The organism is Pseudomonas oligotrophica (assembly GCF_021726475.1).
GTDB lineage: Bacteria > Pseudomonadota > Gammaproteobacteria > Pseudomonadales > Pseudomonadaceae > Stutzerimonas > Stutzerimonas oligotrophica.
On the sequence record NZ_JAKJRU010000007.1, the window covers coordinates 1 to 25,984 of the forward strand.

General features: G+C 67.3%; 28 protein-coding genes. 12 read left to right on the forward strand and 16 right to left on the reverse strand.

Annotated features, from left to right (window positions below; genetic code table 11):
- Window positions 1-82: 82 nt before the first annotated feature.
- Window positions 83-277 carry a PLDc N-terminal domain-containing protein gene (locus L3N39_RS15055; RefSeq protein ID WP_237258276.1) on the forward strand — a complete coding sequence of 65 codons (195 nt, stop codon included), beginning with the start codon at window positions 83-85 and terminating at the stop codon, window positions 275-277.
- Here L3N39_RS15055 and L3N39_RS15060 read toward each other — a convergent pair.
- Window positions 274-1,155, reverse strand: coding sequence for a DNA-3-methyladenine glycosylase family protein (locus tag L3N39_RS15060; protein WP_237258277.1), 882 nt, complete (start codon window positions 1,153-1,155; stop codon window positions 274-276). The two genes, L3N39_RS15055 and L3N39_RS15060, sit on opposite strands and share 4 nt — an antisense overlap.
- Before the next feature lie 339 nt (window positions 1,156-1,494).
- Here L3N39_RS15060 and L3N39_RS15065 point away from each other — a divergent pair, with 339 nt between their 5' ends.
- On the forward strand, window positions 1,495-1,833 hold the full coding sequence (locus tag L3N39_RS15065) for a ribonuclease E inhibitor RraB (protein ID WP_237258278.1): 339 nt from the start codon (window positions 1,495-1,497) through the stop codon (window positions 1,831-1,833).
- A gap of 3 nt (window positions 1,834-1,836) precedes the next feature.
- Here L3N39_RS15065 and L3N39_RS15070 read toward each other — a convergent pair whose 3' ends face one another.
- On the reverse strand, window positions 1,837-2,793 hold the full coding sequence (locus L3N39_RS15070; RefSeq protein ID WP_237258279.1) for a LysR family transcriptional regulator: 957 nt from the start codon (window positions 2,791-2,793) through the stop codon (window positions 1,837-1,839).
- A 107-nt stretch (window positions 2,794-2,900) separates the two neighbouring features.
- On the opposite strand from L3N39_RS15070, the gene L3N39_RS15075 reads away from it, so the two are divergent.
- Window positions 2,901-3,650, forward strand: a complete 750-nt coding sequence (locus L3N39_RS15075; protein WP_237258280.1) for a sulfite exporter TauE/SafE family protein — start codon at window positions 2,901-2,903, stop codon at window positions 3,648-3,650.
- On the opposite strand, the gene L3N39_RS15080 is transcribed toward L3N39_RS15075, so the two are convergent.
- The gene (locus L3N39_RS15080; RefSeq protein ID WP_237258281.1) at window positions 3,619-5,031 is read right to left on the reverse strand and encodes an MATE family efflux transporter; all 1,413 of its coding nucleotides are present in this window, start codon (window positions 5,029-5,031) and stop codon (window positions 3,619-3,621) included. The two genes, L3N39_RS15075 and L3N39_RS15080, sit on opposite strands and share 32 nt — an antisense overlap.
- Window positions 5,032-5,136: 105 nt before the next feature.
- Here L3N39_RS15080 and pdxB point away from each other — a divergent pair, with 105 nt between their 5' ends.
- From pdxB to L3N39_RS15120, 8 genes are all read left to right on the forward strand, one after another.
- A complete protein-coding gene (gene pdxB / locus L3N39_RS15085) occupies window positions 5,137-6,312 on the forward strand; it encodes a 4-phosphoerythronate dehydrogenase PdxB (RefSeq protein WP_237258282.1) in 1,176 nt (391 codons plus the stop codon).
- Between the two features lie 36 nt (window positions 6,313-6,348).
- Window positions 6,349-8,421, forward strand: a complete 2,073-nt coding sequence (gene dnaX, locus L3N39_RS15090; RefSeq protein WP_237258283.1) for a DNA polymerase III subunit gamma/tau — start codon at window positions 6,349-6,351, stop codon at window positions 8,419-8,421.
- Window positions 8,422-8,430: 9 nt separating this feature from the next.
- Window positions 8,431-8,757 carry a YbaB/EbfC family nucleoid-associated protein gene (locus L3N39_RS15095; RefSeq protein WP_008567825.1) on the forward strand — a complete coding sequence of 109 codons (327 nt, stop codon included), beginning with the start codon at window positions 8,431-8,433 and terminating at the stop codon, window positions 8,755-8,757.
- 100 nt (window positions 8,758-8,857) lie between these two features.
- Window positions 8,858-9,457, forward strand: a complete 600-nt coding sequence (gene recR, locus L3N39_RS15100; RefSeq protein WP_237258284.1) for a recombination mediator RecR — start codon at window positions 8,858-8,860, stop codon at window positions 9,455-9,457.
- A gap of 151 nt (window positions 9,458-9,608) precedes the next feature.
- Window positions 9,609-10,598 (forward strand): ABC transporter substrate-binding protein, encoded by a 990-nt coding sequence (locus L3N39_RS15105; RefSeq protein WP_237258285.1) that lies wholly within the window; start codon window positions 9,609-9,611, stop codon window positions 10,596-10,598.
- A gap of 96 nt (window positions 10,599-10,694) precedes the next feature.
- The gene (locus L3N39_RS15110; RefSeq protein WP_237258286.1) at window positions 10,695-11,441 is read left to right on the forward strand and encodes an ABC transporter ATP-binding protein; all 747 of its coding nucleotides are present in this window, start codon (window positions 10,695-10,697) and stop codon (window positions 11,439-11,441) included.
- Window positions 11,438-12,211: an ABC transporter permease gene (locus L3N39_RS15115; RefSeq protein WP_237258287.1), complete on the forward strand. Its 774-nt coding sequence runs from the start codon at window positions 11,438-11,440 to the stop codon at window positions 12,209-12,211. The genes L3N39_RS15110 and L3N39_RS15115 overlap by 4 nt, the downstream gene beginning before the upstream one ends.
- Window positions 12,212-12,219: 8 nt before the next feature.
- Window positions 12,220-12,855, forward strand: coding sequence for a type 2 periplasmic-binding domain-containing protein (locus L3N39_RS15120; protein WP_237258288.1), 636 nt, complete (start codon window positions 12,220-12,222; stop codon window positions 12,853-12,855).
- 12 nt (window positions 12,856-12,867) lie between these two features.
- On the opposite strand, the gene L3N39_RS15125 is transcribed toward L3N39_RS15120, so the two are convergent.
- The 4 genes from L3N39_RS15125 to hemN form a co-directional block, all read right to left on the reverse strand.
- Window positions 12,868-13,476 (reverse strand): SCO family protein, encoded by a 609-nt coding sequence (locus L3N39_RS15125; RefSeq protein WP_237258289.1) that lies wholly within the window; start codon window positions 13,474-13,476, stop codon window positions 12,868-12,870.
- A 32-nt stretch (window positions 13,477-13,508) separates the two neighbouring features.
- On the reverse strand, window positions 13,509-14,057 hold the full coding sequence (locus L3N39_RS15130) for an adenine phosphoribosyltransferase (RefSeq protein WP_237258290.1): 549 nt from the start codon (window positions 14,055-14,057) through the stop codon (window positions 13,509-13,511).
- A gap of 3 nt (window positions 14,058-14,060) precedes the next feature.
- On the reverse strand, window positions 14,061-14,813 hold the full coding sequence (gene fnr / locus L3N39_RS15135) for a fumarate/nitrate reduction transcriptional regulator Fnr (RefSeq protein WP_237258291.1): 753 nt from the start codon (window positions 14,811-14,813) through the stop codon (window positions 14,061-14,063).
- 107 nt (window positions 14,814-14,920) lie between these two features.
- Complete coding sequence (gene hemN, locus L3N39_RS15140) at window positions 14,921-16,303, reverse strand: oxygen-independent coproporphyrinogen III oxidase (RefSeq protein ID WP_237258292.1); 1,383 nt, start codon at window positions 16,301-16,303, stop codon at window positions 14,921-14,923.
- 207 nt (window positions 16,304-16,510) lie between these two features.
- On the opposite strand from hemN, the gene nadE reads away from it, so the two are divergent.
- The gene (gene nadE / locus L3N39_RS15145; RefSeq protein WP_237258293.1) at window positions 16,511-17,338 is read left to right on the forward strand and encodes an NAD(+) synthase; all 828 of its coding nucleotides are present in this window, start codon (window positions 16,511-16,513) and stop codon (window positions 17,336-17,338) included.
- A gap of 4 nt (window positions 17,339-17,342) precedes the next feature.
- Here the strand turns inward: nadE and L3N39_RS15150 are convergent, their stop codons facing one another.
- The 9 genes from L3N39_RS15150 to ccoN form a co-directional block, all read right to left on the reverse strand.
- Window positions 17,343-18,056 carry a sulfite exporter TauE/SafE family protein gene (locus L3N39_RS15150; RefSeq protein WP_237258294.1) on the reverse strand — a complete coding sequence of 238 codons (714 nt, stop codon included), beginning with the start codon at window positions 18,054-18,056 and terminating at the stop codon, window positions 17,343-17,345.
- Window positions 18,049-18,249, reverse strand: coding sequence for a cbb3-type cytochrome oxidase assembly protein CcoS (gene ccoS / locus L3N39_RS15155; RefSeq protein WP_237258295.1), 201 nt, complete (start codon window positions 18,247-18,249; stop codon window positions 18,049-18,051). Before ccoS ends, L3N39_RS15150 begins: the two co-directional genes overlap by 8 nt.
- 41 nt (window positions 18,250-18,290) lie before the next feature.
- Window positions 18,291-20,690, reverse strand: coding sequence for a heavy metal translocating P-type ATPase (locus tag L3N39_RS15160; RefSeq protein ID WP_237258296.1), 2,400 nt, complete (start codon window positions 20,688-20,690; stop codon window positions 18,291-18,293).
- Window positions 20,690-21,199 carry a FixH family protein gene (locus L3N39_RS15165; protein WP_237258297.1) on the reverse strand — a complete coding sequence of 170 codons (510 nt, stop codon included), beginning with the start codon at window positions 21,197-21,199 and terminating at the stop codon, window positions 20,690-20,692. The genes L3N39_RS15160 and L3N39_RS15165 overlap by 1 nt, the downstream gene beginning before the upstream one ends.
- 10 nt (window positions 21,200-21,209) lie before the next feature.
- Entirely contained in the window at window positions 21,210-22,622 is a 1,413-nt protein-coding gene (ccoG, locus tag L3N39_RS15170; protein WP_237258298.1) for a cytochrome c oxidase accessory protein CcoG, read from the reverse strand.
- 137 nt (window positions 22,623-22,759) lie between these two features.
- Window positions 22,760-23,677 (reverse strand): cytochrome-c oxidase, cbb3-type subunit III, encoded by a 918-nt coding sequence (ccoP, locus tag L3N39_RS15175; protein ID WP_237258299.1) that lies wholly within the window; start codon window positions 23,675-23,677, stop codon window positions 22,760-22,762.
- Complete coding sequence (locus tag L3N39_RS15180; protein WP_237258300.1) at window positions 23,678-23,860, reverse strand: cbb3-type cytochrome oxidase subunit 3; 183 nt, start codon at window positions 23,858-23,860, stop codon at window positions 23,678-23,680. It abuts the gene before it with no gap.
- Window positions 23,861-23,866: 6 nt separating this feature from the next.
- Window positions 23,867-24,478: a cytochrome-c oxidase, cbb3-type subunit II gene (gene ccoO, locus L3N39_RS15185; RefSeq protein ID WP_237258301.1), complete on the reverse strand. Its 612-nt coding sequence runs from the start codon at window positions 24,476-24,478 to the stop codon at window positions 23,867-23,869.
- Window positions 24,479-24,491: 13 nt separating this feature from the next.
- Window positions 24,492-25,919 (reverse strand): cytochrome-c oxidase, cbb3-type subunit I, encoded by a 1,428-nt coding sequence (gene ccoN, locus L3N39_RS15190; protein WP_237258302.1) that lies wholly within the window; start codon window positions 25,917-25,919, stop codon window positions 24,492-24,494.
- Window positions 25,920-25,984 lie beyond the last annotated feature (65 nt).

The window sequence follows — 25,984 nt, forward strand, 5'->3', positions numbered from 1 at the left end:
GCCTCATGCCAGCCTCGGCTACCGGCCTCCCATCAGCCGCGCTCCGCTTCCACTGAACAACGTAGTGGGTTTACACAGCTAGATGCTCGACACCCTCAGCCTGCCCCTGGCGATCCTGGTGGCTGTGCTGGACCTGGTGGCAGTGGTGCAGGTCTGGCGCAGCCGGATCGAATTCGGCCGCAAGGTCGTCTGGAGCCTGGTCATCGTGCTGCTGCCGGTGGTCGGGCTGCTGATGTGGGCGGTCGCTGCCGGGCCCTGGGGCAAGGCGCGGCTCTAGCCCGGCATCCGCGTCGCATAGTCCTGCCAGATGTGCACGGCAGCGTAGGCGCGCCAGGGGCGCCAGGCCTCGGCGCGTGCGGCCAATGCGTTCGCACTCGGTGGCTCGGTGCCCCACAGCGGTGCCTTGAGCAACCCCAGGTCGGCGCTGGGGAAGGCGTCCGCTGCGCCGAAGCCACGCAGCGCGATGTATTCGGCGGTCCAGGGGCCGATGCCTGGCAATCGACACAACTGGCGCACCAGTTCGTCGGCGCCTGCCGCGATGTCCAGTTGCAGGCGCCCGGCGGCGACCGCCTCGGCCAGGTGCTGCAGGGCGGCCAGGCGCTTGGCCGGCATGCCGATGTTGTCCAGCGTCGCGCCGGCCAGCGCTTCGGCGCTGGGAAACAGCAGATGCACCCCATCAGGCGCTGCGGGCAAGGGCTCGCCGAGCCGCTCGACCAGGCGCCGGGTGATGGTCACGGCCGCCTTGACCGATACCTGCTGGCCGACCACCGCACGGACGGCCTGCTCGAACGGATCGTAGGCCGCCGGGACCCGCAGTCCCGGGCTCGCCGCGAGCAGCGGCGCAAGGACCGGATCACGCCCCAGGTGCGCGGTGATCACCTGTGGGTCGGCATCCAGGTCGAACATGCGCCGCACCCGCGCGCCGAGCGACTCGGCCGCCGGCAGCAGCGAATCGCAGAGGGTCAGCGCCAGCACCGGCGCGCCTGCGACCGGTTCGATACGGATCCAGCCGTGCAAGGTTCCGACGCGCACGCTGCGGCTATAGCGTCGCTCGCCGAGCGATTCCACACCGGGCAGCAGGCGCAGGGCGAAATGCCGGTGGAACTGCTGCCAGTCCCAGGGCTCGAGGTAGGGCAGGTGCAGGGTCAGGCTCATCGGCATCCGTCCGCGAAAGGTGGCCGTTGTCTAGGCTGCGTTTGCCGGGCAAGGTTCCCGGGCCAGCGCGGCCGCTACGACGGCGATCGGCTGGCGCAGCGGAATCTTAGCGCGCCAGTGCACCCTGGCAGCGGCACCTCCATGCGTTCCTGTCGCCGCAGGCCGGCAAAGTTTGCCGCCCGCCCAGTCGCCGCACCACGGCGGGCAATTGCTTCGCTATCCTTGGGAGACCAGCCCGCAACCCGGCGATGGCTCTGTTCATCGACCCGAGGGAACCTCGTGCGCTGGCGTGGTCCGTTGTTAAAGAGACTCATCCATCGCTTGAGAGGAGGTAGAACCATGAGCGCCACCTTCCACGAGGATGTCAGCAGCGCCGTCCTGCGCCAGATGAAAGAAGGCGGTTTCGATTTCACCAGGGTGCATCCCATCGAGTTCTACGCGATCTTCTCCGACCGCGACAAGGCCCGCCGCGCGGCCCGTGAGTTTCGTGGCGAAAGCGTCAATGCCCAGGTGCTACCGCGCGAGGATGGCGGCTGGCACTTGCAGATCAGCAAGGTGATGTACGCGACTTTCGACGGCATCGGGGATTTCGAGCAGGACCTGGAGACCCTGGTCGAGCCCCTGGGGGGCGAGCTGGACGGCTGGGGCGTGACCCAGGAGCTCGGTCGCGGCGCCTGAGCTTCACTGGCGCTGCAGGCCGTTGTGCAGCGCCAGGTCCCACGGCGGCAACGGGCCGAACCGGGCCTTGAGAAATTCCAGTAGCAGCCGCGAGCGCGAGTCCGCGTCGCGGGTCAGGCGCAGTGCGTAGATGCCGCTGGGTTCGGCCGCGGGCAGCCCCTGTTCGCAGAACAGCGGGGTCAGTTCGCCGCGCAACAGGTGATCGCTGATCAGCCAGGTCGGCAGGTGGGCGATCCCCAGCCCGGCGAGCACGCCGCTGAGCAAGGCTTCGGCGTTGTTTGCCCGCATCCGCAGCCGGCCAGGCCGGCAGACCTGCGGCTTGCCATCCTGCAGGAAGCGCCAGGCATAGGGCGGTGCCAATACGTCCCAGTCCAGGCCATCGTGACCCTCCAGCTCGCCGGGATGCAGTGGCGTGCCGCGGCGCTGCAGGTACGCCGGGCTGGCACAGGCGATGCGCACCAGTGGTGCCAGCGGGGTGGCGACCAGGCGGGTGTCGGCCAGCGGGCCGATGCGCAGCACCAGGTCGACCTCGCCCAGGTGCTCGCCGTGCAGGTCGACGAAGCTGTCGATGAAGCGCAGTTGCACGTCCACGCTGGGGTAGGCGGCGAGAAAATCCGCCAGCACCGGTGCCAGGTGGCGCCTGCCGAAGGGGCTTGGTGCATCGATGCGGATCAGTCCCTGGGGCGCACCGTCGCGTGCACCGGCTTCGGCCCGGGCCAGTTGCAATTCATGGACCACCCGCCGGGCACGCTCGGCGAACGCCAGCGCCGCAGGCGTCGGCCGCACCGCGTGGGTGCTGCGGTTGAACAGCGCGCAGCCGAGGCTGCGCTCCAGCGCATCGATACGACGGGCGATGGAAGAGGGCGTCACCGCCTGCCGGCGGGCCACGACGGAAAACGAGCCGGCTTCCAGAACGTCCAGGAACAGTCGCAGTGGAGCGGAAAGATCATCGTTGCTCATGATGGTGCTTTGCAGAAAATGCAAAGCCATTGTGCATGGCTATGCGTTTTCCCGCCAGGGGAAGGCCCCTACCATTGGCAGCCTTTGCCGCAGGGATATGTCGCCAGATGCTGGATATGCTGCTGAATCTGTTGTTGGGCCTGGTGCTGGGCAGCCTGGGCGGGCTGTTCGGCATCGGGGGCGGGCTGATCGCGATTCCGGTGCTGGGCGTGCTGTTCGGCCTCGACCAGCAGGTGGCGCAGGGCACTGCCCTGGTGATGGTGGTGCCCAATGTGCTGCTGGCCATATGGCGCTACCACCAGCGCAACCGGATCGACTGGCGCCATGCCCTGGCCCTGGCGGTGCCGAGCTTCTGCTTCGCCATCCTCGGCGCCGCCGTGGCCGTCTCGCTGGATGCCGGGCGGATGCGCCTGGCGTTCGTCGGCTTCCTGCTGGCGCTGGCGGCGCACACGCTGTTGCGGGCCTTCACCCAGCGCACCCCGGGCGGCGCTACGCTACGCCATCCATGGCCCTGGCTCAGCGTGCTGGGCGCGGGCGCCGGGGCGCTCGGCGGGCTGTTCGGCGTCGGCGGCGCGGTGCTGGCGACGCCTGTGCTGACCAGCGTCTTCGGCACCAGCCAGGTCATCGCCCAGGGGCTCTCGCTGTCGCTGGCCGCGCCGAGCACCGGCGTGACCCTGGTCACCTACGCCCTGCATGGCCAGGTCGACTGGTCACTCGGCCTGCCGCTGGCCGTCGGCGGCCTGCTCAGCATCAGCCTTGGCGTGCGCCTGGCCCATGCGCTGCCAGAGCGCCTGCTGCGCGTGGCCTTCAGCGGCTTCCTCGTGCTCAGTGCGGTGATGCTGGCGCTGGAACTCTAGCCTCGCTGTCGCGCAGGCGGCGGATCTCCCGCCGCGCGCTGCGCGCCAGGCGGATGCCGAGCAGCAGGGCCGCGCAGCTCAGCCCGGCGATCAGACCCTGCCACAAGCCGCCGGGGCCTGACGCCGGTCCCAGCCGGTCGGTCAGCCCGAGCAGGTAGCCCAGCGGCAGGCCGATGCCCCAGTAGGCGAAGAGGGTGAAGACCATGGCCATGCGGGTGTCCTGGTAGCCGCGCAGCGCACCGGCTGCGGTCACCTGCACCACGTCGGAGAACTGGAACAGCGCGGCATAGAAGAACAGCCCCGTGGCCACCGCTACCACCGCCGGGTCGGTGGTGTAGATGCGCGCGATGGGCTCGGCGAACAGCAGCATGCTGGCTGCCGAGAAGCAGGCGTAGACCAGCGCCGAGGCGATCCCGGTACCGGCGGCGAAGCGCGCCTCGCGCGGCTCGCGGCGGCCCAGTGCCTGGCCGACGCGCACGGTCACTGCCATGCCCAGCGACAAGGGGATCATGAAGATCAGCGAGGTGAAGTTCAGCGCGATCTGGTGCCCGGCGACCACCGTTGCGCCGAGCGCGCCGATCAGCAGCGCAATCACCGAGAAGATGCTGGCTTCGGCGAACACGGCGATGCCGATCGGCACGCCAACCGCGAGCAGATGCTGCAGCAGCGGCCAGTGCGGACGGTCGAAACGGGCGAACAGCTGGCTGGGCCGGTAATAGCGCGCCCGGCGCACCCAGAACAGCATCGCCAGGAACATGAACAGCATGACCAGTGCGGTCGCCACGCCGCAGCCGACGCCGCCGAGCGCCGGCATGCCGAACTTGCCGTAGATGAAGATGTAGTTCAGTGGCACGTTGAGCATCAGCCCGAGGATGCCGATCACCATGCTCGGCCGGGTGTGGCCGAGCCCGTCGCTGTAGCAGCGCAGCACCTGGTACAGGCCGACCGCCGGAAAGCCGCAGGCCACCGCCTGCAGGTAGCGCATGCTCGGCTCGACCAGCGCCGCCTCGACCTTCATCAGCCGCAGCACGGGTTCGGCGTTCCACATCAGCCCGGCGCAGAACAGCCCGAGCCCCAGGCCCATCCACAGCGCCTGGCGCACCAGCGGGCCGATCTCCGGGTGCTGGCCGGCGCCGAAGCGCTGGGCCACGCTGGGCGTGGTGGCCAGGACGATGCCGGTCAGCAGCAGGTAGATCGGTACCCAAATCGAGTTGCCCAGGGCCACCGCGGCCAGGTCGGCCGATCCGACCCGGCCGGCCATCACCGTATCGACGAAGCCCATGGCAGTATGGGCCAGCTGCGCGATCATCATCGGCAGCGCCAAGGCAAATAGACTGCGCAGCTCCTGGCGGATGCGCCGGAGCTTGTGCTCGAGGGACATTGCTTGCGTTCCGGTTGTATACAAAGCGCAGTAGTCTATGCCGCAACACGTCCGGCCGAAAGGCGGCAGCATGCCGCCGGCCCCAATCGCATAAATGGAGCCCCCATGCGCATCCTTGCTGACGAAAACATCCCGCTGGTCGACGAGTTGTTCGCCGGGCACGGTGATATCCGCCGCATGGCCGGACGCGCCATCAACCGTGCGGCACTCGAAGGCGTCGAGGTGCTGCTGGTGCGTTCGGTGACCCGGGTCGACCGCAGCCTGCTGGAAGGCAGCGCGGTGCGCTTCGTCGGCACCTGCACCATCGGCACCGATCATCTGGACCTGGACTACTTCGAACGCGCTGGCATCGCCTGGGCCAGCGCGCCGGGCTGCAACGCCCGCGGCGTCGTCGACTACGTGCTCGGCAGCCTGCTGACGCTGGCCGAGACCTGTGGCAGCGCGCTGCCCGGCCGGCGCTACGGCGTGGTCGGTGCAGGCGAGGTGGGCGGGCGCCTGGTCGAGGTGTGGCGCGGGCTGGGCTGGGACGTGCGCGTCTGCGATCCGCCACGGCAGGCGCGCGAGGCCGGCGGCTTCGTCGGGCTGGAGGAAATCCTCGCCGAGTGCGACGTCATCAGCCTGCACACGCCACTGACGCACCAGGGCGAGCATGCGACCTTCCACCTGCTGGACAAGCCACGCCTGGCCCGGCTGCGGCCCGGCAGCTGGCTGATCAACGCCAGCCGCGGCGCAGTGGTGGATAACCAGGCGCTGCGCGAGCAGCTGCGCAAACGTGGCGACCTGCAGGCGGTGCTGGATGTCTGGGAGAACGAGCCGCAGGTTGATGTCGAGCTGGCGAAACTGTGCCGGATCGCCACGCCGCACATCGCCGGCTACAGCCTGGACGGCAAGCTGCGCGGCACGGCGCAGATCTACCAGGCATTCTGCCAGGCGCAGGGCCTCGCGCCGGCGCGCGACCTGCAGGCGCTGGTGCCGGAAATGCCGCTGCGGGAAATCGTCCTGTCCGACGTCGCCGAGCCGCAGGAAAGCCTGGCCGCGCTATGCCGGCTGGTCTACGACCCGCGCCGCGACGATGCCGACTTCCGCCGGAGCCTGCAGGGCGACGAGGCCGCACGGCGCGCGGCCTTCGACCGCCTGCGCAAGCACTACCCGGTGCGCCGCGAGATCGATGGCCTGCAGGTGCGCATTGCGGGGCAGGCGCCGGCACTGGAGCAGGTCGTCGCCGGCCTCGGTGCCCGCCTCGTCGGTGACTCGGATGCAATTTGCGGTGTGCTCCGCTAGCATTACCCGTCCTCCGCTGCAGCCCGTGATGGTGTTATGAGTTATCAGGTCCTGGCCCGAAAATGGCGTCCGCGCTCGTTCCGCGAAATGGTCGGGCAGACGCATGTGCTCAGGGCGCTGATCAATGCCCTGGACAGCGGGCGGCTGCATCACGCCTACCTGTTCACCGGTACCCGTGGCGTCGGCAAGACCACCATCGCGCGGATCATCGCCAAGTGCCTGAACTGCGAGACCGGCGTCAGCTCGACGCCCTGCGGCCAGTGCTCGGTCTGCCGAGAGATCGACGAGGGGCGCTTCGTCGACCTGATCGAGGTCGACGCCGCGAGCCGGACCAAGGTCGAGGACACCCGCGAGCTGCTGGACAACGTGCAGTACGCGCCGAGTCGCGGGCGCTACAAGGTCTACCTGATCGACGAAGTGCACATGCTCTCGTCGCACTCGTTCAATGCGCTGCTCAAGACCCTCGAGGAGCCGCCGCCGCACGTCAAGTTCCTGCTCGCCACCACCGACCCGCAGAAGCTGCCGGTAACCATCCTCTCGCGCTGCCTGCAGTTCTCGCTGAAGAACATGCCGCCCGAGCGCGTGGTCGAGCACCTGACCCACGTGCTGACGGCCGAGAACGTGCCGTTCGAGCCGGACGCGCTCTGGCTGCTGGGGCGCGCCGCCGACGGCTCGATGCGCGACGCCATGAGCCTGACCGACCAGGCGATCGCCTTCGGCGAAGGCAAGGTGCTGGCCGCCGACGTGCGGGCGATGCTCGGCACGCTGGATCACGGCCAGGTATTCGGCGTGCTGCAGGCGCTGCTCGAGGGTGACGCGCGAGCGCTGCTCGAGGCCGTCCGCGAACTGGCCGACCAGGGGCCGGACTGGAGCGGCGTGCTCGCCGAGATGCTCAACGTGCTGCACCGCGCCGCCATCGCCCAGACGCTGCCCGATGCGGTGGACAACGGCCAGGGCGACCGCGAGCGCGTGCTGGCCCTGGCCCAGGCACTGCCGGCCGAGGATGTGCAGTACTACTACCAGATGGGGCTGATCGGGCGCCGCGACCTGCCGCTGGCGCCGGACCCGCGCAGCGGCTTCGAGATGGTCCTGCTGCGCATGCTGGCGTTCCGCCCGGCCGACGAGGACGGCGCGCCGAGGGTCTCGCTAAAGCCCCAGGGGATCAGCCAGGCCACGGCTGATCCCGTCGCCAGACCGGTGGCCGCGCCGGCCGCTGCCGGCGTGGCGGGCATTGGCCAGCCGGCTGCTGCCGACGTGGCGGGCATTGGCCAGCCGGCTGCTGCCGACGCCGCGGCGAGCCGGGCCGAGCCGCCCGCATCGCCTGCGCCTGTTCCTCAACCTCCGCCTGCCGTCGCGCCCGCCGCTGCGGTCGTCGAGCCGGTCGCTGCCGCGGAGCCGGATGAAGCCGCCGCGCCGGCTGACCTGCCATGGCTGGATCCGCTCGAGGCGCAGGTCGAGGCCTCCGTCGAAGCACCGGTCGCGGTCAGCGCGCAGGCCGTCGAGACCGGCCTGGCCGAGGTGGCGGTGAGCGAGGCGCCGGCAGCGATCGTCGCCGACGATGCGGACGACGACGAGCCGCCGCTCACCGACGAGGACTATTTCGAGGTCGAGAACCAGGCCGAGGTCTATCTCGAGGAGCTGATGCAGGACAGCAGCGACGAGCCACCCGCCGACGAGCCGCTGCCGGCGGTGGCGCCGGCCACGGGGCTGGCGGCCGACTGGCAGGCGCTGTACCTCAAGCTCGGGCTGTCCGGCCTGACCGGAAGCATCGCCGCCAACTGCACGCTCGTTGCGGTGGATGGCGATCGCTGGGTGCTGCACCTCGATCCGGCCCAGAGCGCGCTGTTCAACGCCACCCAGCAGCGTCGGCTGAACGACGCGCTGAGCCAGTACCAGGGGCGCGAGATCAAGCTGGTCATCGAGCTGGTCGCGCCCGAGCAGGAAACCCCGGCCCAGGCCGCGGCGCGTCGTCGCCGCGAGCGCCAGGCGGCCGCCGAGCGATCGATCCAGACCGATCCGCTGGTCCAGCAATTGATGCAGCAATTTTCCGCGGTGGTTCGCGAAGGCACCATCGAACCCGTCGAACAACCAGAAACCCGACCCGCTTGAGGTGATGAAATGATGAAAGGTGGCATGGCCGGCCTGATGAAGCAGGCGCAGCAGATGCAGGAAAAGATGCAGAAGATGCAGGAAGAGCTGGCGAATGCCGAGGTGACCGGCCAGTCCGGCGCCGGCCTGGTCAGCGTCGTCATGAACGGCCGTCATGACGTCAAGCGTGTCAGCCTGGACGACAGCCTGATGCAGGAAGACAAGGAGATCCTCGAGGACCTGATCGCCGCCGCGGTGAACGATGCCGTGCGCAAGATCGAGCAGAACAGCCAGGAGAAGATGGCCGGTATGACCGCCGGCATGCAGCTGCCGCCTGGCTTCAAGATGCCGTTCTGACTCAGACGGCTCGCCCGGGCGCTGCCACGGCGTCCGGCTATCCGCGCAGGTGCCGAATGGCACCCTGCGTCAAGTCCCTCCGATTGGCGATTTTCCCCGCATGAGTTTCAGCCCGCTTATCCGCCAGCTCATCGACGCATTGCGCATCCTGCCCGGCGTCGGACAGAAGACCGCGCAGCGCATGGCGCTGCAGCTGCTCGAGCGCGACCGCAGCGGCGGGCGGCGCCTGGCCGAGGTCCTTGCCAGCGCGATGGAGAACGTCGGCCATTGCCGCCAGTGCCGCACGCTGAGCGAAGAGGCGTTGTGCCCGCAGTGCGCCGATCCGCGGCGCGACGATTCGCTGTTGTGCGTCGTGCAGAGCCCGGTGGATGTGTTTGCGGTCGAGCAGACCGGTTATCGCGGCCGCTATTTCGTGCTCAAGGGCCATCTCTCGCCGCTGGACGGGCTCGGCCCTGAGGCCATCGGCATTCCCGAGTTGCTGGCGCGGGTCGCCGAAGGTGCGTTCAGCGAGGTGATCCTGGCGACCAATCCGACCGTCGAGGGCGAGGCCACGGCGCACTACATTGCCCAGTTGCTCGCGCCGCGCGGGCTCACGGTCAGCCGTATCGCCCACGGCGTACCGCTGGGCGGCGAGCTGGACCTGGTGGACGGCGGCACGCTGGCGCATGCGCTCGCCGGGCGCAAGCCGGTCAGCCTGTAGCGACCCGCTATAGCGCGGCGGGTTAACCATATAGCGCTTTGCTAGTGCCCTCCCTGGCGCGTTTCGGGTAAAGTTCTAAGCCAACTCCAACAGATAACCAAATCGAATATATTCCTTCGAATTGGTTATATGCCTGTCAGTCGAGGAAAGAATGAAAGCGAAATTCTGGCTGCTCCCCGCCCTGGTCCTGTTCAGCGCCTTCGCCCAGGCCCAGGAAAAGCTCAAGGTCGGCTACATCCGCGTGATGGACGATGCCCAGGCGATGGTCGCCCATGAGGCCGGGCTGTATGCCAAGCATGGTGTCGAGGTGGAACTGGTGGAGTTCAGCTCGGGCACCGATCTGATCAAGGCCATCGTCGGTGGCCAGCTGGACACCGGCGTGCTCGGCTTCACCAACGCGGTGGCCTGGGCCTCGAAGGGCGCAGACCTCAAGGTGGTGGGTGGCGCCCAGCGTGGCTATCACTCGATCCTGGTGCGCGAAGAGGCTGGCATCAACGACGTGGCCGGCCTCAAGGGCCGCACCCTGGCGTCCCAGCGCGAGGGCAGCACCGCGGACGCCGTGTTGCGCGGGGTCACGCTCAAGGCCGCCGGCCTGCAGCCGAGCGACGTCAACATCATGGGCGTGAGCCCGGCGGTGGCCGTGCAATCGCTGGTGTCCGGGCGGGTCGATGCGGCGTTCCTCTTCGAACCCTACGACCGTATCGCCCGTCTGGTGGCGCCGGTGCGCCAGATCTACGAGATCGGCGAGGTCTGGCCCTTCCCGTGCATGGTGGTGATCACCTCCGGCGAGACCCTGGCCAAGCGCAAGGACGCCATCTGGAAGACCCTCGATGCCCAGCGCGACGCCATCGAGCTGCTCGACAAGCAGCCGGCCGAGGCGGCCAAGCTGATCGCCGACTACTTCATCGCCGAGCCGGTGCTCAAGACCCGCGAGCGTGGCGAGCTGGCCCGCGAAGTGGTCATCGAGGAAGCCATCGCGACCCAGGACTTCAGCTCCAAGCTGGATGATTCGGACCTGGCCCGCATCCAGGAACTGGCCGATATCCTCCAGGAGCAGGGTTCGCTGAAGACGCGTGACGGCAAGCCGTTCGACACCCGGGCGATCCTCGACCTGTCCTGGCAGGAGTCGCGCGAACTCTGATTCGTCGCGCCAGCCACGCGCCCGGCCAGCCCGGGCGCTCCGTTTTCCGAAGCCCGGCTAGCCGGGCTGCTTTTTTCCGCCATTCGAAGAGTCAATATGCAGCTCAGGTTTGAAGAGGTAGGTAAGCACTTCGGCCAGCTGGAGGTCATCAAGGGCTTCAGCGGCGAATTTGCGCAGGGCGAGCTGGTTGCGTTGGTCGGCCCCTCGGGGTGCGGCAAGTCGACCTTGCTGCACCTGGTGGCCGGGCTGGAGAAGCCCTCGGCCGGCAAGGTGCTGGCCGACGGTCGTCCGATCAGCGGGCCGCACCCGAGTCGCACCCTGGTGTTCCAGGAACATGCGCTGTACCCATGGCTCAGCCTGCAGGCCAACGTGGCCATGGCGCTGGAGCTGCAGGGCGTGAGCCGGCAGGAGGCCTTCGAACTGGCGCAGGGCTGGCTCGAGCGGGTCAACCTGAAGGGCTTCGAAGACTATTACCCGCACCAGGTCTCCGGCGGCATGCGCCAGCGCACCGCGCTGGCGCGCGCGTTCATCGCCAAGCCTGAAGTGCTGTTGCTGGACGAGCCGTTCGGCGCGCTGGACGCGCTGACCCGCATGGCCTTGCAGGACGTGCTGCGCGAGCTCATCGAGGAACACCAGCCGACCGTGCTGCTGGTCACCCACGACGTCGACGAGGCGCTTTACCTTGCCGACCACGTGCTGGTGTTCAGTGCCCGTCCGGCGAAAGTCTTGCAGACCTTCAACTTCACCCACTGCGAGAAGAGCCACGATCTCTCGGAGTTCGCTGCCGAGCGCCGCGAGATCCTGCGCCTGCTGGGCATCAAGACGGAGGTTGCACACCCATGAGCCAGCAGCGTCGTCTGACCGGACCCAAGAAATATGTCGCGGTGGTACTCGCCGTCCTGTTCATCCTGCTGATCTGGCAGGCCGCGGCCTGGAGCCTGCCGGACTTCCTGATGCCCGGCATTCCCACCGTGCTCGAGCGCATGCAGGCGGCGGTGCAGGAAGCGCAGTTCCGTGAAGGCCTGCTCGGCAGCATGAGCCGGCTCGGCAGCGGCTACAGCTTCGCCTTGCTGTTCGGCATCGGCTTCGGCCTCGTCGGGGGCGTGCTGTTCTTCTTCCGCGAAATCCTCCGTTCGGCCATCGTCATCCTGCAGTCGATCCCCTCGATCGCCTGGGTACCGCTGTTCCTCATCGTGATGGGCTTCGGCAACCTGCCGATCATCGTGGTGGTGGCGCTGGCCGCGTTCTTCCCGATGGCGCTGTCGGTGATGAACGCCACCGAGAGCGTGCAGCCGGTGCATGTCTCGGCCGCCCGGGTCATGGGCGCCTCGCGCTGGCAGCTGCTGCGCCGCGTCTACCTGCCGGCGGTGATGCCCGAGCTCATCACCGGTGCCCAGCTGGCGTTCGGCAACGCCTGGCGGGCGCTGATCTCGGCCGAGATGCTGATCGGCTTCGGCCAGGGCCTGGGGCGCTCGCTGGCCTACTCAGGTGAGATCGCCGACATGACCGGCGTGATGATGAACATCCTGGTCATCGCCATCCTGGCGACGCTGATCGACCAGGTCGTGCTGGAGAAATTCAAGCAGCGCGTGCTGCGCTACCAGTACGTGTAGGTGCGCGCATGAGGGCGGGGTGGTGCTGGTGCCTGCTGGCCGGCCTGTGGCTGGGTGGCGCGACGGTGGTCGCGGCTTCGCCCCGGGCGCTGTCCAGCAACGCCGACGAGAGCCTGGAAACAAGGTTGCTCGCCGCACTGCCGGCCGAGCTGGCAGTAGAGCGCGCCAGGCTGCGCCTGGGCGTGGCCGACGGCGCAGTCTACTACCGCTCCGCCGTGGCGGCGCTGGCGCCGGCGGGTAGCGAATTCGGCTGGGACGCGCTGGCCGGGCAGGTCTTCTGTATCGCCGAGGGGCACGACGCCGATGAGCTGGTCGCTCGGCGCTACGACGCTACGCCCAGGCGCTATCCCAGTTCGGCCCACGCGTTGATCGGCCTCAAGCTCGGCGAATGCAAGGTAGTGGTGGAGGATGTCGTCCTGCTGCAGCCGCTCGCCGAACTGCCCGAGTGGCAGCGCTACAACCGGCTCCTGCCGAGCCTCGCGGACGCCGATCGCAGCCTGGGGCTGGCTGCGGACCGGTCGGACGTGCAAGAGCGCCTGCAGCGCTGGATCCGGGGCGGGGAGCTGCCCGAACTGGTCCGCCAGGCGGTCGACGAAGTCGCATTCCAGGCCTACGTGCTCGCCGATACCCTGGACTGCCACTGAGAAGGCGCGGTCTCAGCGGCCTGACCCGATCAGCTGGGGCAGCGCCTCACGCAAGGCCTCGGGCCGCAGCGGCGCACGCAGGTGGCCGTGGAGCTTGCCATCCGGCCCGACCAGCGCGATGTTGCCGCTGTGGCTGACACTGTAGTCCCCGTCGGTTTGCCCAGCGGGCACGAAGGGCAGGCCCAAGGCGCGCGACAAGGCCTGCAGCTGCTCAAGTTCGCCGGTCAAGCCCTGGAAGCCAGCCCGGTAATAGCCCAGGTATTCCTTCAGCCGCCCGGGTGTATCGCGTGCCGGATCGGCCGTCACCAGCACCACCTGCAGCCTGCCCCGCAGCGAAGGCTCGAGGCTGTCGAGCAGGCGACGCATGTCGCTGAGCGTGGTCGGGCAGATATCGGGGCAGTGGGTGAAGCCGAAGAACAGCAGCAGCCAGCGTTGCCCGTGATTGCCGCTTTGCCACGCTTGGCCGTCCTGGTCGACCAGCTGGACGGCTGGCAGGGGGCGCGGCTGGGGGAACAGCAGCAGGTTCGCCTCGTCCAGCAGCCCGACCCGGTCGAGCGCCAGGGCGGGGCTGGCGAGCAGTGCCAGGCAGATCAGCAGCCGGCAGGCCAGGCGAGCAGGCATCGAGTGGGCTCCGCGGTGCGCGTCGACCGCGATCAGCGGTCGTTCAGGGCAAAGGCGGTGAGGGTGAAGGTGGGGATGCCGATATCCTGCAGCTTCTGCGAGCCACCCAGCTCGGGCAGGTCGATGATGGCTGCCGCTTCGTGGATGTCGGCACGCATGCGACGCACCAGCTGCGCCGCTGCCAGCAAGGTTCCGCCGGTAGCGATAAGGTCGTCGAACAGCACCACCGAATCGCCCTCGCAGAGGCTGTCGGCGTGGATTTCCAGGTGCGCCTGGCCGTATTCGGTCTGGTAGGGCTGTGCGAGCACGTCGGCCGGCAGCTTGCCCTGCTTGCGGAACAGCACCAGTGGCTTGTTCAGTTCGTAGGCGACGATCGAACCGATGATGAAGCCGCGGGCGTCCAGCGCACCGATGTGGCTGAACTCGGCCTCGATGTAGCGCTGGATGAAACTGTCGGCCACCATGCGCAGCGCCCTCGGCGACTGCAGCAGTGGTGTGATGTCGCGGAACACGACGCCGGGGCGGGGAAAGTCGACGACCGGGCGGATCAGGGTCTTGATGCTGTACTCGTCGAAGATCATCGCCTACTCCGAGCGGGCGGCGTCGGTGTCGAGGCTGCCGCCGGCCAGGGCGCACAGGCCGATCGGATCGAGGATGCGCACTTCCTTGCCCTCGGCCTCGAGCAGGCCGTTCTGCTGGAAGCGGGTGAACACCCGCGACACCGTCTCGACCGCGAGCCCCAGGTAGTTGCCGATCTCGTTGCGCGACATCGGCAGGCGGAACTGGTTGGCCGAGAAACCGCGAGCGCTGAAGCGAGCGGACAGGTTGATCAGGAAGGTGGCGATGCGCTCGTCGGCGGTCTTCTTCGAGAGCAGCAGCATCATCTGCTGATCGTCGCGGATCTCGCGGCTCATGATGCGCATCAGCTGGCGGCGCAGTTGCGGCAGCAGCACGCTCAGTTCGTCCAGGCGATCGAAGGGGATTTCGCACACCGAGGTGGTTTCCAGGGCCTGGGCGGTGACCGGGTAGGCCTCGGTATCCATCCCCGAGAGACCGACCAGTTCGCTGGGCAGGTGGAAGCCGGTGATCTGCTCCTCGCCATTGTCGGTCACGCTGAAGGTGCGCAGCGCTCCCGAGCGCACCGCGAACACCGAGGCGAAGCCGTCGCCCTGGCGGAACAGGGTTTCGCCTTTCTTCAGCGGGCGCCCGCGCTTGACGATGTCATCCAGCGCGTCCATGTCCTGCATGTTCAGCGAAAGGGGCAAACACAAGCCGGAAAGGCTGCAGTCTTTGCAGTGCGCCTGGCGCTGAGCACGGACCTTGATCGACTCGGGCATGGGGTGTTCCTGGGAGGCCTTCGATTTTCGCGCAAGGGTACCTCAGGCGGGGGCAATATCAAACAGCCCGGTGGTCGCAGGCGGGTCCGCGGGGCTTTTTCCGATGATCAGACCACCCGGGAAAAACGCTGGCCGCGCTGCTCGGGCAGGTAGTGGTCGAACTGCATGCAGATCGCCCGGATCAACAGGCGCCCGGCGGGCTGGACCAACAGCTGGGTATCGTCGAGCTCGAGCAGGCCGTCGGCCGCCATCTGCTCGAGCATGGGCAGCGCGTCGGCGAAGTAGGTCCTGAACTCGACGCCGTGGGCGCGCTGCAGTTCGGCGAACTGCAATTCGAAGTCGCAGATCAGCTTCTGGATGACGAAGCGGCGGATGCGGTCGTCCTCGTTGCAGCGCAGGCCCCGCGCGGTGGTGAGCTGGCCGCGATCGATGGCTTCCTGGTAGGCGCCGATGTCGCTGGCGTTCTGGCAGTACAGATCGCCGAGCTGGCTGATCGCCGAAACCCCGAGGCCGATCAGGTCGCAGTGGCCATGGGTCGTGTAGCCCTGGAAGTTGCGCTGCAGCAGGCCGTCTTCCTGGGCCATGGCAAGGTCGTCGTCGGGCAGGGCGAAGTGATCCATGCCGATGTAGCGGTAGCCGGCATCGGTCAATTGCTCGATGCTGCGCTGCAGCATCGCCAGCTTGTCGACGGGCGACGGCAACTGGCTGGCCTCGATGCGCCGCTGCGGCATGAAGCGCTCAGGCAGGTGCGCGTAGTTGAACAGCGAGAGGCGATCGGGTTGCAGGCCGATGATCGCCTCCACGCTGCGGGCGAACCCCGCCGGGGTCTGCAGCGGCAGGCCATAGATGAGGTCGATGTTGACCGAGCGATATTGCAGGGTCCGCGCCGCGTCGATGATGGTGGTGGTCTGCTCCAGCGTCTGCATGCGATTCACCGCGCGCTGCACCTGGGGATCGAGATCCTGTACGCCGATGCTGATGCGGTTGAAGCCCAGTTCGCGCAGCAGACCCATCGTCGACCAGTCCGCCTCGCGCGGATCGATCTCGATGCTGAAGTCGCCGTGGTCGTCGTCCTGCAGGTGGAAATGCCGGCGCAGGGCCGCCATCAGGCGACGCAGCTCGTCGTGGCTGAAGAAGGTCGGCGTGCCGCCGCCCAGGTGCAGCTGCTCGACGACCTGCTGTGGCCCCAGGTGGCAGGCGACCAGCTCGATTTCCTTTTCCAGGCGCTCCAGGTAGGGCAGGGCCCGGCCATGGTCCTTAGTGATCACCTTGTTGCAGGCGCAGTAGTAGCAGACGTTGGCGCAGAACGGGATGTGAACGTAGAGCGAAAGCGGCCGGCCGGCATGGCGGCTGCCGCGCAGCGCATGCAGTAGCTCGAACGAGCCGATCCTGCCGTTGAACTGCACTGCCGTCGGATAGGAGGTATAGCGCGGGCCGGCCTGATCGTAACGGCGGATCAGGTCAGTGTCCCAGCGGATGGAATCGAGCATGTGCCTTTCCCGGTATGACGGCAGTGCGCGGATTCTAGGCAGGGGGCCGGGGGGCGGACTTGACCTGTATCAACCAAGGCCGGCGCCTGGCGGATCGGCCGGGATGAACGGTTGGCGGGTGAATTCAGGCGTTCGTCGTGGTCGCATGCTTGTCTGTCGTATGCTGTCGTCTTTGCGAATACGCCCCTGGGCCAGAGGAGGAAATCGATGCACAACCGCCAGCCGGAAATCGCTGCAGCACTCGGAGTTTTGCCGCCGTTCGATGGACCCGAGGCCGTCCAGGCCGAGATCGACCGGCGGGTACGCTTCATTCAGGACTGCCTTCGCCAGTCAGGCATGAAGACGCTGGTGCTGGGCATCAGCGGAGGGGTCGATTCCACCACCGCAGGGCTGCTGGCCCAGCGCGCCGTCGAAGACATGCGCGCGGCGGGCGAGGGCGACGACTATCGCTTCATCGCGGTCCGCCTGCCATACCAGGTGCAGCACGACGAGCACGAGGCGCAGCTGGCGGTCGACAGCATCGCGCCGGACGAATGCCACACGGTGAACATCGGCCCGGCGGTGCAGGCGCTGGCCGAGGCGACCGAGGCACTGGGGGCGCTATCGCCGGCCAGCCGCGACTTCGTGCTCGGCAACACCAAGGCGCGGATGCGCATGGTGGCACAGTACACCATCGCCAACGCGCGCCAGGGGCTGGTCATCGGCACCGACCATGCCGCCGAGGCGGTGATGGGCTTCTTCACCAAGTTCGGCGATGGCGCCTGCGACCTGACGCCCCTGGCCGGGCTGGTGAAGGGGCAGGTTCGCCAGCTCGCCGCCGCTCTGGGGGCGCCCGAGCAACTGGTGCACAAGGTGCCGACCGCCGATCTCGAGGAACTCAGCCCGGGCAAGCCGGACGAGCATGCCCATGGGGTGGCCTATCGCGATATCGATGCGTTCCTGCAGGGGCAGGCGGTGCCGGAGGAGGCGGCCGCGGTCATCGTGGGCACCTACGACAAGACCGCGCACAAGCGGGCCCTGCCCAAGGAGCCCTGAGGACTCAGTGCGCCTGGTGGGCTGCCGGCGTGGCCGAGTGGCCCATCAGCCATTGCTGGTGCGGCCCCGGCAGGGTCCACAGGCCGAACAGGATGACCAGCACCCCGCCAGCGACCCGCACCTGCCGCTTGCGCAGCATGGCGGTCAGCCGCTCGGCGGCCAGGCCGGTGGCCAGCAGGACCGGCCAGGTGCCGATGCCGAAGGCGAACATCAGTAGTGCACTCTGCCAGGCGTCGCCCTGGCTGGCCGACCACAGCAGCGTGCTGTAGACCAGCCCGCACGGCAGCCAGCCCCAGAGTCCGCCGAGCAATAGCGCGCGCGGCAGGCTGGTGACCGGCATCAGGCGGCTGGCGACGGACTGGATGTGACGCCAGAGGCCGCGCCCCAGCGCCTCGATACGGGTCAACCCGCTCCACCAGCCGGCCAGGTAAAGCCCCATGGCGATCAGCAGCAGGGCGGCAACCACACGCATCGCCAGGGCCGCCGGCCCGGTTGCCACCGCCCAGCCAGCCAGGCCGATCAGCAGGCCGGCCAGCGCATAGCTGAACACCCGGCCGAGGTTGTAGGCCAGCAGCAGGCGCAGGCGCCTGGCCCGCTGTTCGGGCGGGATGGCCATGGTCAGCGCGCCCATCAGCCCGCCGCACATGCCCAGGCAATGACCGCCGCCGAGCAGCCCGAGGACGAAGGCCGAGAGCAGCAGCGGGGCGAGTTCAGTCATCGTTGCGACGGTCCGTTTCTTCCGGCGCCTTGGCCTCGGCTTTCGGCAGCGCCTCGTCGTCGTCGAACAGGATGCTGTGCGCCGGGCTGTCGAGATCGTCGAACTGGCCGCTGTCGACGGCCCAGAAGAATACCCAGATGGCCAGTGCAACCAGCACCACGGCCACCGGGATCAGTACGTACAGAGCTGCCATGTCGTCTACCTGTAAGGCACCGCGCCAGCCGCGCGGCGAGGTTAATGGCGGGTAAGCCGCAACGCGTTGAGCACCACGAGCAGCGAGCTTGCCGACATGCCCAGCGCGGCCCACAGCGGCGTGACCCAGCCGATGGCGGCGAAGGGCAGGACCAAGCCATTGTACAGGCTGGCCCAGGCCAGGTTCTCGATGATGATGCGGCGGCTGCGCCGAGCGACCTGGAAGGCCTTGACCAGGCTTTCCAGCCGGTTGGACAGCAACACCGCATCGGCGCTGGTCTTGGCCAGGTCGGTGGCGCTACCCATGGCGATGCTGATGTCGGCCGCGGCGAGCACCGGGACGTCGTTGACGCCGTCGCCGAGCATCAGCACGCGCTGGCCGGCGGCCTGCATCTGCTGCAGGCGGGCAAGCTTGTCGGCCGGGGCCAGGCCGCCGTGGGCCTCGTCCATCCCCAGTTGCTCGGCGATCTGGGCGACCATCGGCGAGCTGTCGCCGGACAGTAGCAGGGTCTTCCAGCCGCGCTCGCGGCACGCCTGCAGCAGGGCGGCGGCATCCTCGCGCAGGCGATCGTCGAGGACGAACCAGGCGAGCGGCCCGCTGCCATCGGCCAGCAGCAGCCATTGGCCCTGGTCGCCCGGGATTGCCGGTGGCGCACTGCCGTAGAGCGCGGCGACGAAGGCTGGCTGGCCGATCCGCAGCACGCGCTCGCCGAGGCGGCCTTCGAGGCCGAGGCCGGGCACGCTGTCCACGGCATCGGCAGGCTGCGGCGCACGGCCAAAGGCGCGGGCGATGGGATGCTCCGAGCGATTCTCCAGGGCCGCGGCCAGGGCCAGGCAGGCGTCGGCACTCTCGCCGCCCAGCGGGTGGACGCCGGTCAGTGTCAGGCGCCCCTCGGTCAGGGTGCCGGTCTTGTCGAAGACCACGGTGTCGATGTGGTTCAGGCCCTCGAGCACGTGCCCGCGGGTGAGCAGCAGGCCGAGCTTGTGCAGCGTGCCGGTGGCGGTGGTCAGGGCGGTCGGGGTGGCCAGCGACAGGGCGCACGGGCAGGTGGCGACCAGCAGGGCGAGCACGATCCAGAAGGCGCGGTCCGGATCGAGGGGCCACCAGACGAGGCCGACCAGGGCAGCGGCGAGCAGGACGATGATCAGGAACCACTGCGAGACCCGGTCGGCGATCTCGGCCAGCCTGGGCTTGTCCGATTGGGCCCGTTCCAGCAGGCGCACGATGGCCGACAGCCGCGTGTCGTCGCCGAGTGCCTCGACGCGGATGGTCAGCGGGCCCTCGACGTTCAGGGTGCCGGCGGTGACGCTGTCGCCCGGTGCGCGCGGCAGTGGCAGGTATTCGCCGGTTAGCACCGACTCGTCGATGCTCGACTGGCCGCTGAGGATGCTGCCGTCGGCCGGCACCAGCCCGCCGGGCTGCACCAGTACCCGGTCGCCAAGGCGCAACTCGGTCAACAGCACCCGCTCGCTCTGGCCGGTGTCGTCCAGCCGCAGGCAGGAGGCCGGCAGCAGGTTGACCAGCTGGGCGGTGGCCGCGGCCGTGCGTTCGCGTGCGCGTCGCTCGAGATAGCGACCGGCGAGCAGGAACAGCGCGAACATGCCCACCGCATCGAAATAGAGCTCGCCGCGCCCGGTGACGGTGGACCAGATGCCGGCCAGGTAGGCGCCGCCGATGGCCAGCGAAACCGATACGTCCATCGTCAGGTGCCGGGTGCGCAGGTCGCGCAGCGCGCCCTTGAAGAAGTCCGTGCAGCAGTAGAAGACGATGGGGGTGGTCAGCAGCAGGGCGGTCCAGCGCAGGATGCGATCCATGCCGGCCGACAGGTCGATATTGAATTCCGGCCAGGTGGCCATGGTCGCCATCATCACCTGCATCCACAACAGCCCGGCCACGCCGAGCTGGCGCAGCGAACGACGGTTTTCGCGGGCCAGCCGTTCGGCGGCCTGGTCGGCCTGGTAGGGATGCGCCGCGTAACCGATGCGACGCAGTTCGCCGAGCAGTTCGCTGAGCGGCAGGCGGGTGTCGCTCCAGCGCACCTGGAGACGATGGTTGGACAGGTTCAGGCTCGCCTCGGCGACCCCCTCGAGGTTGCGCACGTGGCGCTCGATGAGCCAGCCGCAGGCCGCGCAACTGATGCCTTCGATCATCAGCGAGGTGCTGGCCAGCTCGCCTTCGTGGGTCACGAAGGGCTGCTGCACGTCGGCCCGGTCGAACAGGGCAAGTTCCTCGCCGAGCACCTTGGGCAGCGCGTCGGGGTTGATCGCCGCATCGCTGCGGTGCTGGTAGTAGCTTTCCAGCCCGCCCTTGACGATGGCCTCGGCGACGGCCTGGCAGCCCGGGCAGCACAGCGAGCGGATCTCGCCGAGCACGCGGGCCTGGAAGTGGCTGCCCGCGGGTACGGGCAGGCCACAGTGGTAGCAGGGTTGCGGGGTTGCCATCAGTGGCTGGGCTTCAGTTCGAGCGTCCTGCCGGCTTCGATCTGCTTCTCGTCGAACAGGCGCCAGTCCTGTTCACCTTCGCGGCCGATCAGCTCGACGAAGCGGCGACCGCTGATCGACGCTTCGGGAAGTTGCCCCTGATAGAAGCCATTGCCCTGGGGCTGCAGCACCACGCGACGATCGCGTTCCGGCTGGGTAGGGGAGAGCAGGTTGAGCACCAGTTGCTGCGGCTGGCTGTCACCGCTGAGCTGCAGTTCGGCCAGGCCGCGCTCCTCGTTAAGCCGCAGTTCGGCGCGCATGTTCAGCTGTTCGGCCAGGCGCTCGCGCTCCAGCGACTGGTTGATGCCCTTGCCGACGTCGTAGTAGTTGTCCGCCACCAGGGTATCGGCATTGCGGATGGCGATGGTCAGCAGCGAGACGCCGAGCACCACGGCGATCAGCAGGATACCGATGACGAACCAGGCCCAGAACTGGGTGTACCAACGTGTCTGCTCGTTATTGCTTTGCATGAATTACCTGTTAGCGAATGCTCGGGCCGATGAAGCGGCTGTCGGCATCGTCGTTGATCGACGGGTCGTCGGCGGACTTCACGTGGAAGACGATCTCGTTGGTGCTGGAGGGGAGCTTTTCCGGGTCGATGGACAGCTCCACCGGGACCGTGACCAGTTCGCCGGCGGCGGCCTGGATCTCGCGGCGGCCGGAGTAGCTCAGGCCGTCCAGACCGCTGGCCTCGATCACGAACACCTGCGGTTTCTGCGCCTTGTTCATGACCTTTAGGGTGTAGACGTTCTCGATCTGCCCCGTTTCGTTCTCGCGATAGAGCACGCGGTCCTTGAGCACGTCGAGCTTGACCAGCGGGCGGTCGTAGATGGCGTAGGCGAACAGCACCATCATCGCCAGCAGGGCGACGGCGTAGCCGATCAGGCGCGGGCGCATCAGGTGCGTCTTCTGGCCGGACAGGTTGTGCTCGGTGGTGTAGCTGATCAGTCCGCGCGGGTAGTTCATCTTGTCCATGATGGCGTCGCAGGCGTCGATGCAGGCCGCGCAGCCGATGCACTCGATCTGCAGGCCGTCGCGGATGTCGATGCCGGTCGGGCAGACCTGCACGCACATGGTGCAGTCGATGCAGTCGCCCAGGCCCATGGCCTTGTAGTCGGCGTCCTTCTTGCGCGGGCCGCGCTTCTCGCCACGGCGCGGATCGTAGGAGACGATCAGGGTGTCCTTGTCGAACATCACGCTCTGGAAGCGTGCGTAGGGGCACATGTAGATGCACACCTGCTCGCGCAGGTAGCCGGCGTTGCCGTAGGTCGCCAGGGTGAAGAAACCGATCCAGAACAGCGCCCAGCCGCCGACCTGCAGGGTGAGCAGATCAGGTACCAGCTCGCGGATCGGTGTGAAGTAGCCGACGAAGGTGATCGCGGTGAGCAGCGAGACCAGGAGCCAGATGGCGTGCTTGGCGGTCTTGCGGGCGAACTTGCTGCCGCTCATCGGGGCCTTGTCCAGCTTCATGCGCTGGTTGCGGTCACCCTCGGTGACTTTTTCCGCCCACATGAACACCCAGGTGAACACGCTCTGCGGGCAGGTATAGCCGCACCAGACGCGGCCGGCGAACACGGTGATGAAGAACAGGCCGAAGGCGCAGATGATCAGCAGCCAGGACAGCAGCATGAAGTCCTGCGGCCAGAACGTGGCTCCGAAGATATGGAACTTGCGCTCGGGCAAGTCCCACCAGACGGCCTGGCGGCCATCCCAGTTGAGCCAGACGGTACCGAAATAGAGGATGAAAAGGAGGGCGCCGCCAAAGCGTCGCAGATTGCGGAACACGCCGCTGAAGGCGCGGGTGTAGATCTTTTCGCGGGCCGCATAGAGATCGTTGGAAGCGGCGACCTTGGTCGGCGGCGTTACATCGCGAACGGGAATCTGCTCAGTCATCAAGTGCATACCACGGCGGAGAATGGGTGCCCCGACCGATGCATGCCGATCGGGATCCGTTGCTGTTCCAGCTGCGCATGCTACGCCCGGAGGTATGGGGTCAGGTGCGACAGGTCGTCACCCCTGACCCGGATGCATCACTTCTCCGGCTGCTGGGACAGGCTGTATACGTAAGCGGCCAGCAGGTGCACCTTGTCATTGCCAAGGATAGCTTCCTGGGCGGGCATCTTGCCGTTGCGACCGTAACGCAGGGTCTGCTGGATCTGCGCGAAGCTCGAGCCATACAGCCAGACGTTGTCGGTCAGGTTCGGCGCGCCCATGGCAGGGTTACCCTTGCCATCCGCTGCGTGACAGGCTACGCAATTGGTCGCGAAGAGTTTTTGACCCTGCTCAACATCTACCTCGACACCCTCGGGGGTATCGCGGCCGGAAAGACTGCGCACGTAGCCGGCAACGTTGCGGATACCGGTTTCGCCGAGCACGTCCTTCCAGGCCGGCATCGCGGCCTGGCGGCCATGCAGGATGGTGGTCTTGATGGTCTCCGGCTCGCCGCCGTACAGCCAGTCGTGGTCGGTGAGGTTGGGGAAGCCGTAGGCGCCCTTGGCGTCGGAGCCGTGGCAGACCGAGCAGTTGGAGGCGAACAGGCGGCCACCCATCTTCAGTGCCTGCGGGTCGCGAGCGACTTCCTCGACAGGCATGGCGGCGAACTTGGCGTACAGCGGGCCGTACTGCTCGTTGGCCTTGTCGATCTCGTTCTGCCACTGCTTGACCTGGGTCCAGCCGCCCTCATAGCCCGGCAGCACGCCCTTCCAGTTGCCCAGGCCCGGGTACAGGGCGAGGTAGGCAAGGGCAAAGACCACGGTGCCGACGAACAGCATGAACCACCAGCGCGGCAGGGGGTTGTCGTACTCTTCGATACCGTCATAGGAATGGCCGACGGTTTCCTCGGTGCTTTCCTGGCGCTGCCCCTTGCGGGTGGCCAGCAACAGCCACACCAGCGCCACGATGGTGCCGAGGCTCAGCAGGGTGATGTACCAACTCCAAAACGACGTCATTTATTTCTTACTCCTGGAAGCTTCTTCGTCACGCTTCTTGGCGTCGGTCTCGTCTGCGAATGGCAGGTTGGCGGCTTCGTCAAAGCTCTTCTTGCGTTTGCTGCTGTAGGCCCAGAGCACGACGCCTATGAAGGCGACGAATACCAGCACGGTGCCAAAGCCGCGGAGAGTCCCGATATCCATAACGCGTTACCGTTTGTTAGTCAGTGCAGTGCCCAGCACCTGCAGGTAGGCGACCAGGGCGTCCATTTCGGTCTTGCCCTTGACCGCGTCGCGGGCACCGGCGATGTCCTCGTCGGTGTAGGGCACGCCGAGCTTGCGCAGGGCTTCCATCTTGGTGGGCGTGCCCTTGCCATCGAGGCTGTGCTCTACCAGCCAGGGGTAGGAGGGCATCTTCGACTCGGGTACGACGTTGCGCGGGTTGTACAGGTGGGCGCGGTGCCAGTCGTCGGAGTAGCGGCCGCCGACACGGGCCAGGTCCGGGCCGGTGCGCTTGGAGCCCCATAGGAACGGATGGTCGTAGACGCTTTCGCCGGCGACCGAGTAGTGGCCATAGCGCTCGGTCTCGGCGCGGAACGGGCGGACCATCTGCGAGTGGCAGCCGACGCAGCCTTCGCGGATATAGATGTCACGACCTTCCAGCTGCAGCGCGGTGTAGGGCTTCATGCCCTCGACCGGCTCGTTGACCACGTCCTGGAAGAACAGCGGGACGATCTGGGTCAGGCCGCCGATGCTCACCGCGAGGATCATGAACAGCGTCAGCAGGCCGATGTTCTTCTCGAGTTTCTCGTGCTGTTTCATCTATCAAAATTCCTCAAGCGATCTGCGCGGCAACGTCGTATTGCGCCGGCTTGACTGCACGCACGGTGCGCCAGGTGTTGTAGGCCATCAGCAGCATGCCGGTGAGGAAGAAGACGCCGCCCAGCCAGCGCACGATGAAGCCCGGATGGCTGGCTTCCAGCGCCTCGACGAAGGAGTAGGTCAGCGTGCCGTCTTCGTTGATCGCACGCCACATCAGGCCCTGGGTGATGCCGTTGACCCACATCGAGGCGATGTAGAGCACGGTGCCGATGGTGGCCAGCCAGAAGTGGGCGTTGATCAGGCCGATGCTGTGCATCTGCTCACGCCCGAAGATGCGCGGGATCAGATGGTACAGCGAGCCGATGGTGATCATCGCCACCCAGCCGAGGGCGCCGGCGTGTACGTGGCCGATGGTCCAGTCTGTGTAGTGCGACAGCGCGTTGACGGTCTTGATCGCCATCATCGGGCCTTCGAAGGTGGACATGCCGTAGAACGCCAGCGAGACCACCAGGAAGCGCAGGATCGGATCGGTGCGCAGCTTATGCCAGGCGCCGGAGAGGGTCATCATGCCGTTGATCATGCCGCCCCAGCTCGGCGCCAGCAGGATGATCGACATCACCATGCCCAGGCTCTGCGCCCACTCGGGCAGGGCGGTGTAGTGCAGGTGGTGCGGGCCAGCCCAGATGTACAGGGTGATCAGCGCCCAGAAGTGCACGATGGACAGGCGATAGGAATACACCGGGCGCTCGGCCTGCTTGGGCACGAAGTAATACATCATGCCGAGGAAGCCGGTGGTCAGGAAGAAGCCCACGGCGTTGTGGCCGTACCACCACTGCACCATCGCATCGGTGGCGCCGGAATAGATGGAGTAGGACTTGAACCAGCCGGCCGGGATTTCCAGGTTGTTGACGATGTGCAGCATCGCCGTGACCAGGATGAAGGCGCCGAAGAACCAGTTGCCCACATAGATGTGCTTGGCCTTGCGCTTCATGATGGTGCCGAAGAACACCAGGGCGTAGGAGATCCAGACGATCGCCAGCAGGATGTCGATCGGCCATTCCAGCTCGGCGTATTCCTTCGAGCTGGTGTAGCCCAGCGGGAGCGTGATGACTGCCAGCACGATCACAGCCTGCCAACCCCAGAAGGTGAAGGCGGCGAGGCTGTCGCTGAACAGGCGGGCTTGGCTGGTGCGCTGTACGACGTAGTAGGACGTCGCGAACAGGGCGCTACCGCCGAAGGCGAAGATCACCGCGTTGGTGTGCAGAGGTCGCAGGCGGCCGAAGCTCGTCCACGGCAGGTCGAAGTTGAGTGCCGGCCACACCAGCTGTGCAGCGATGAGGACACCCAGACCCATACCCACGATTCCCCACACCACCGTCATGATGGCGAATTGGCGAACCACCTTATAGTTATAAGCAGTCTCACTTATTGCTGTGCTCATGCAAGGCTTCCACGCTAATGGCATTTCGAAGGGCAAAAACGGCGGCGAGTATGGAGAAAGCAGGG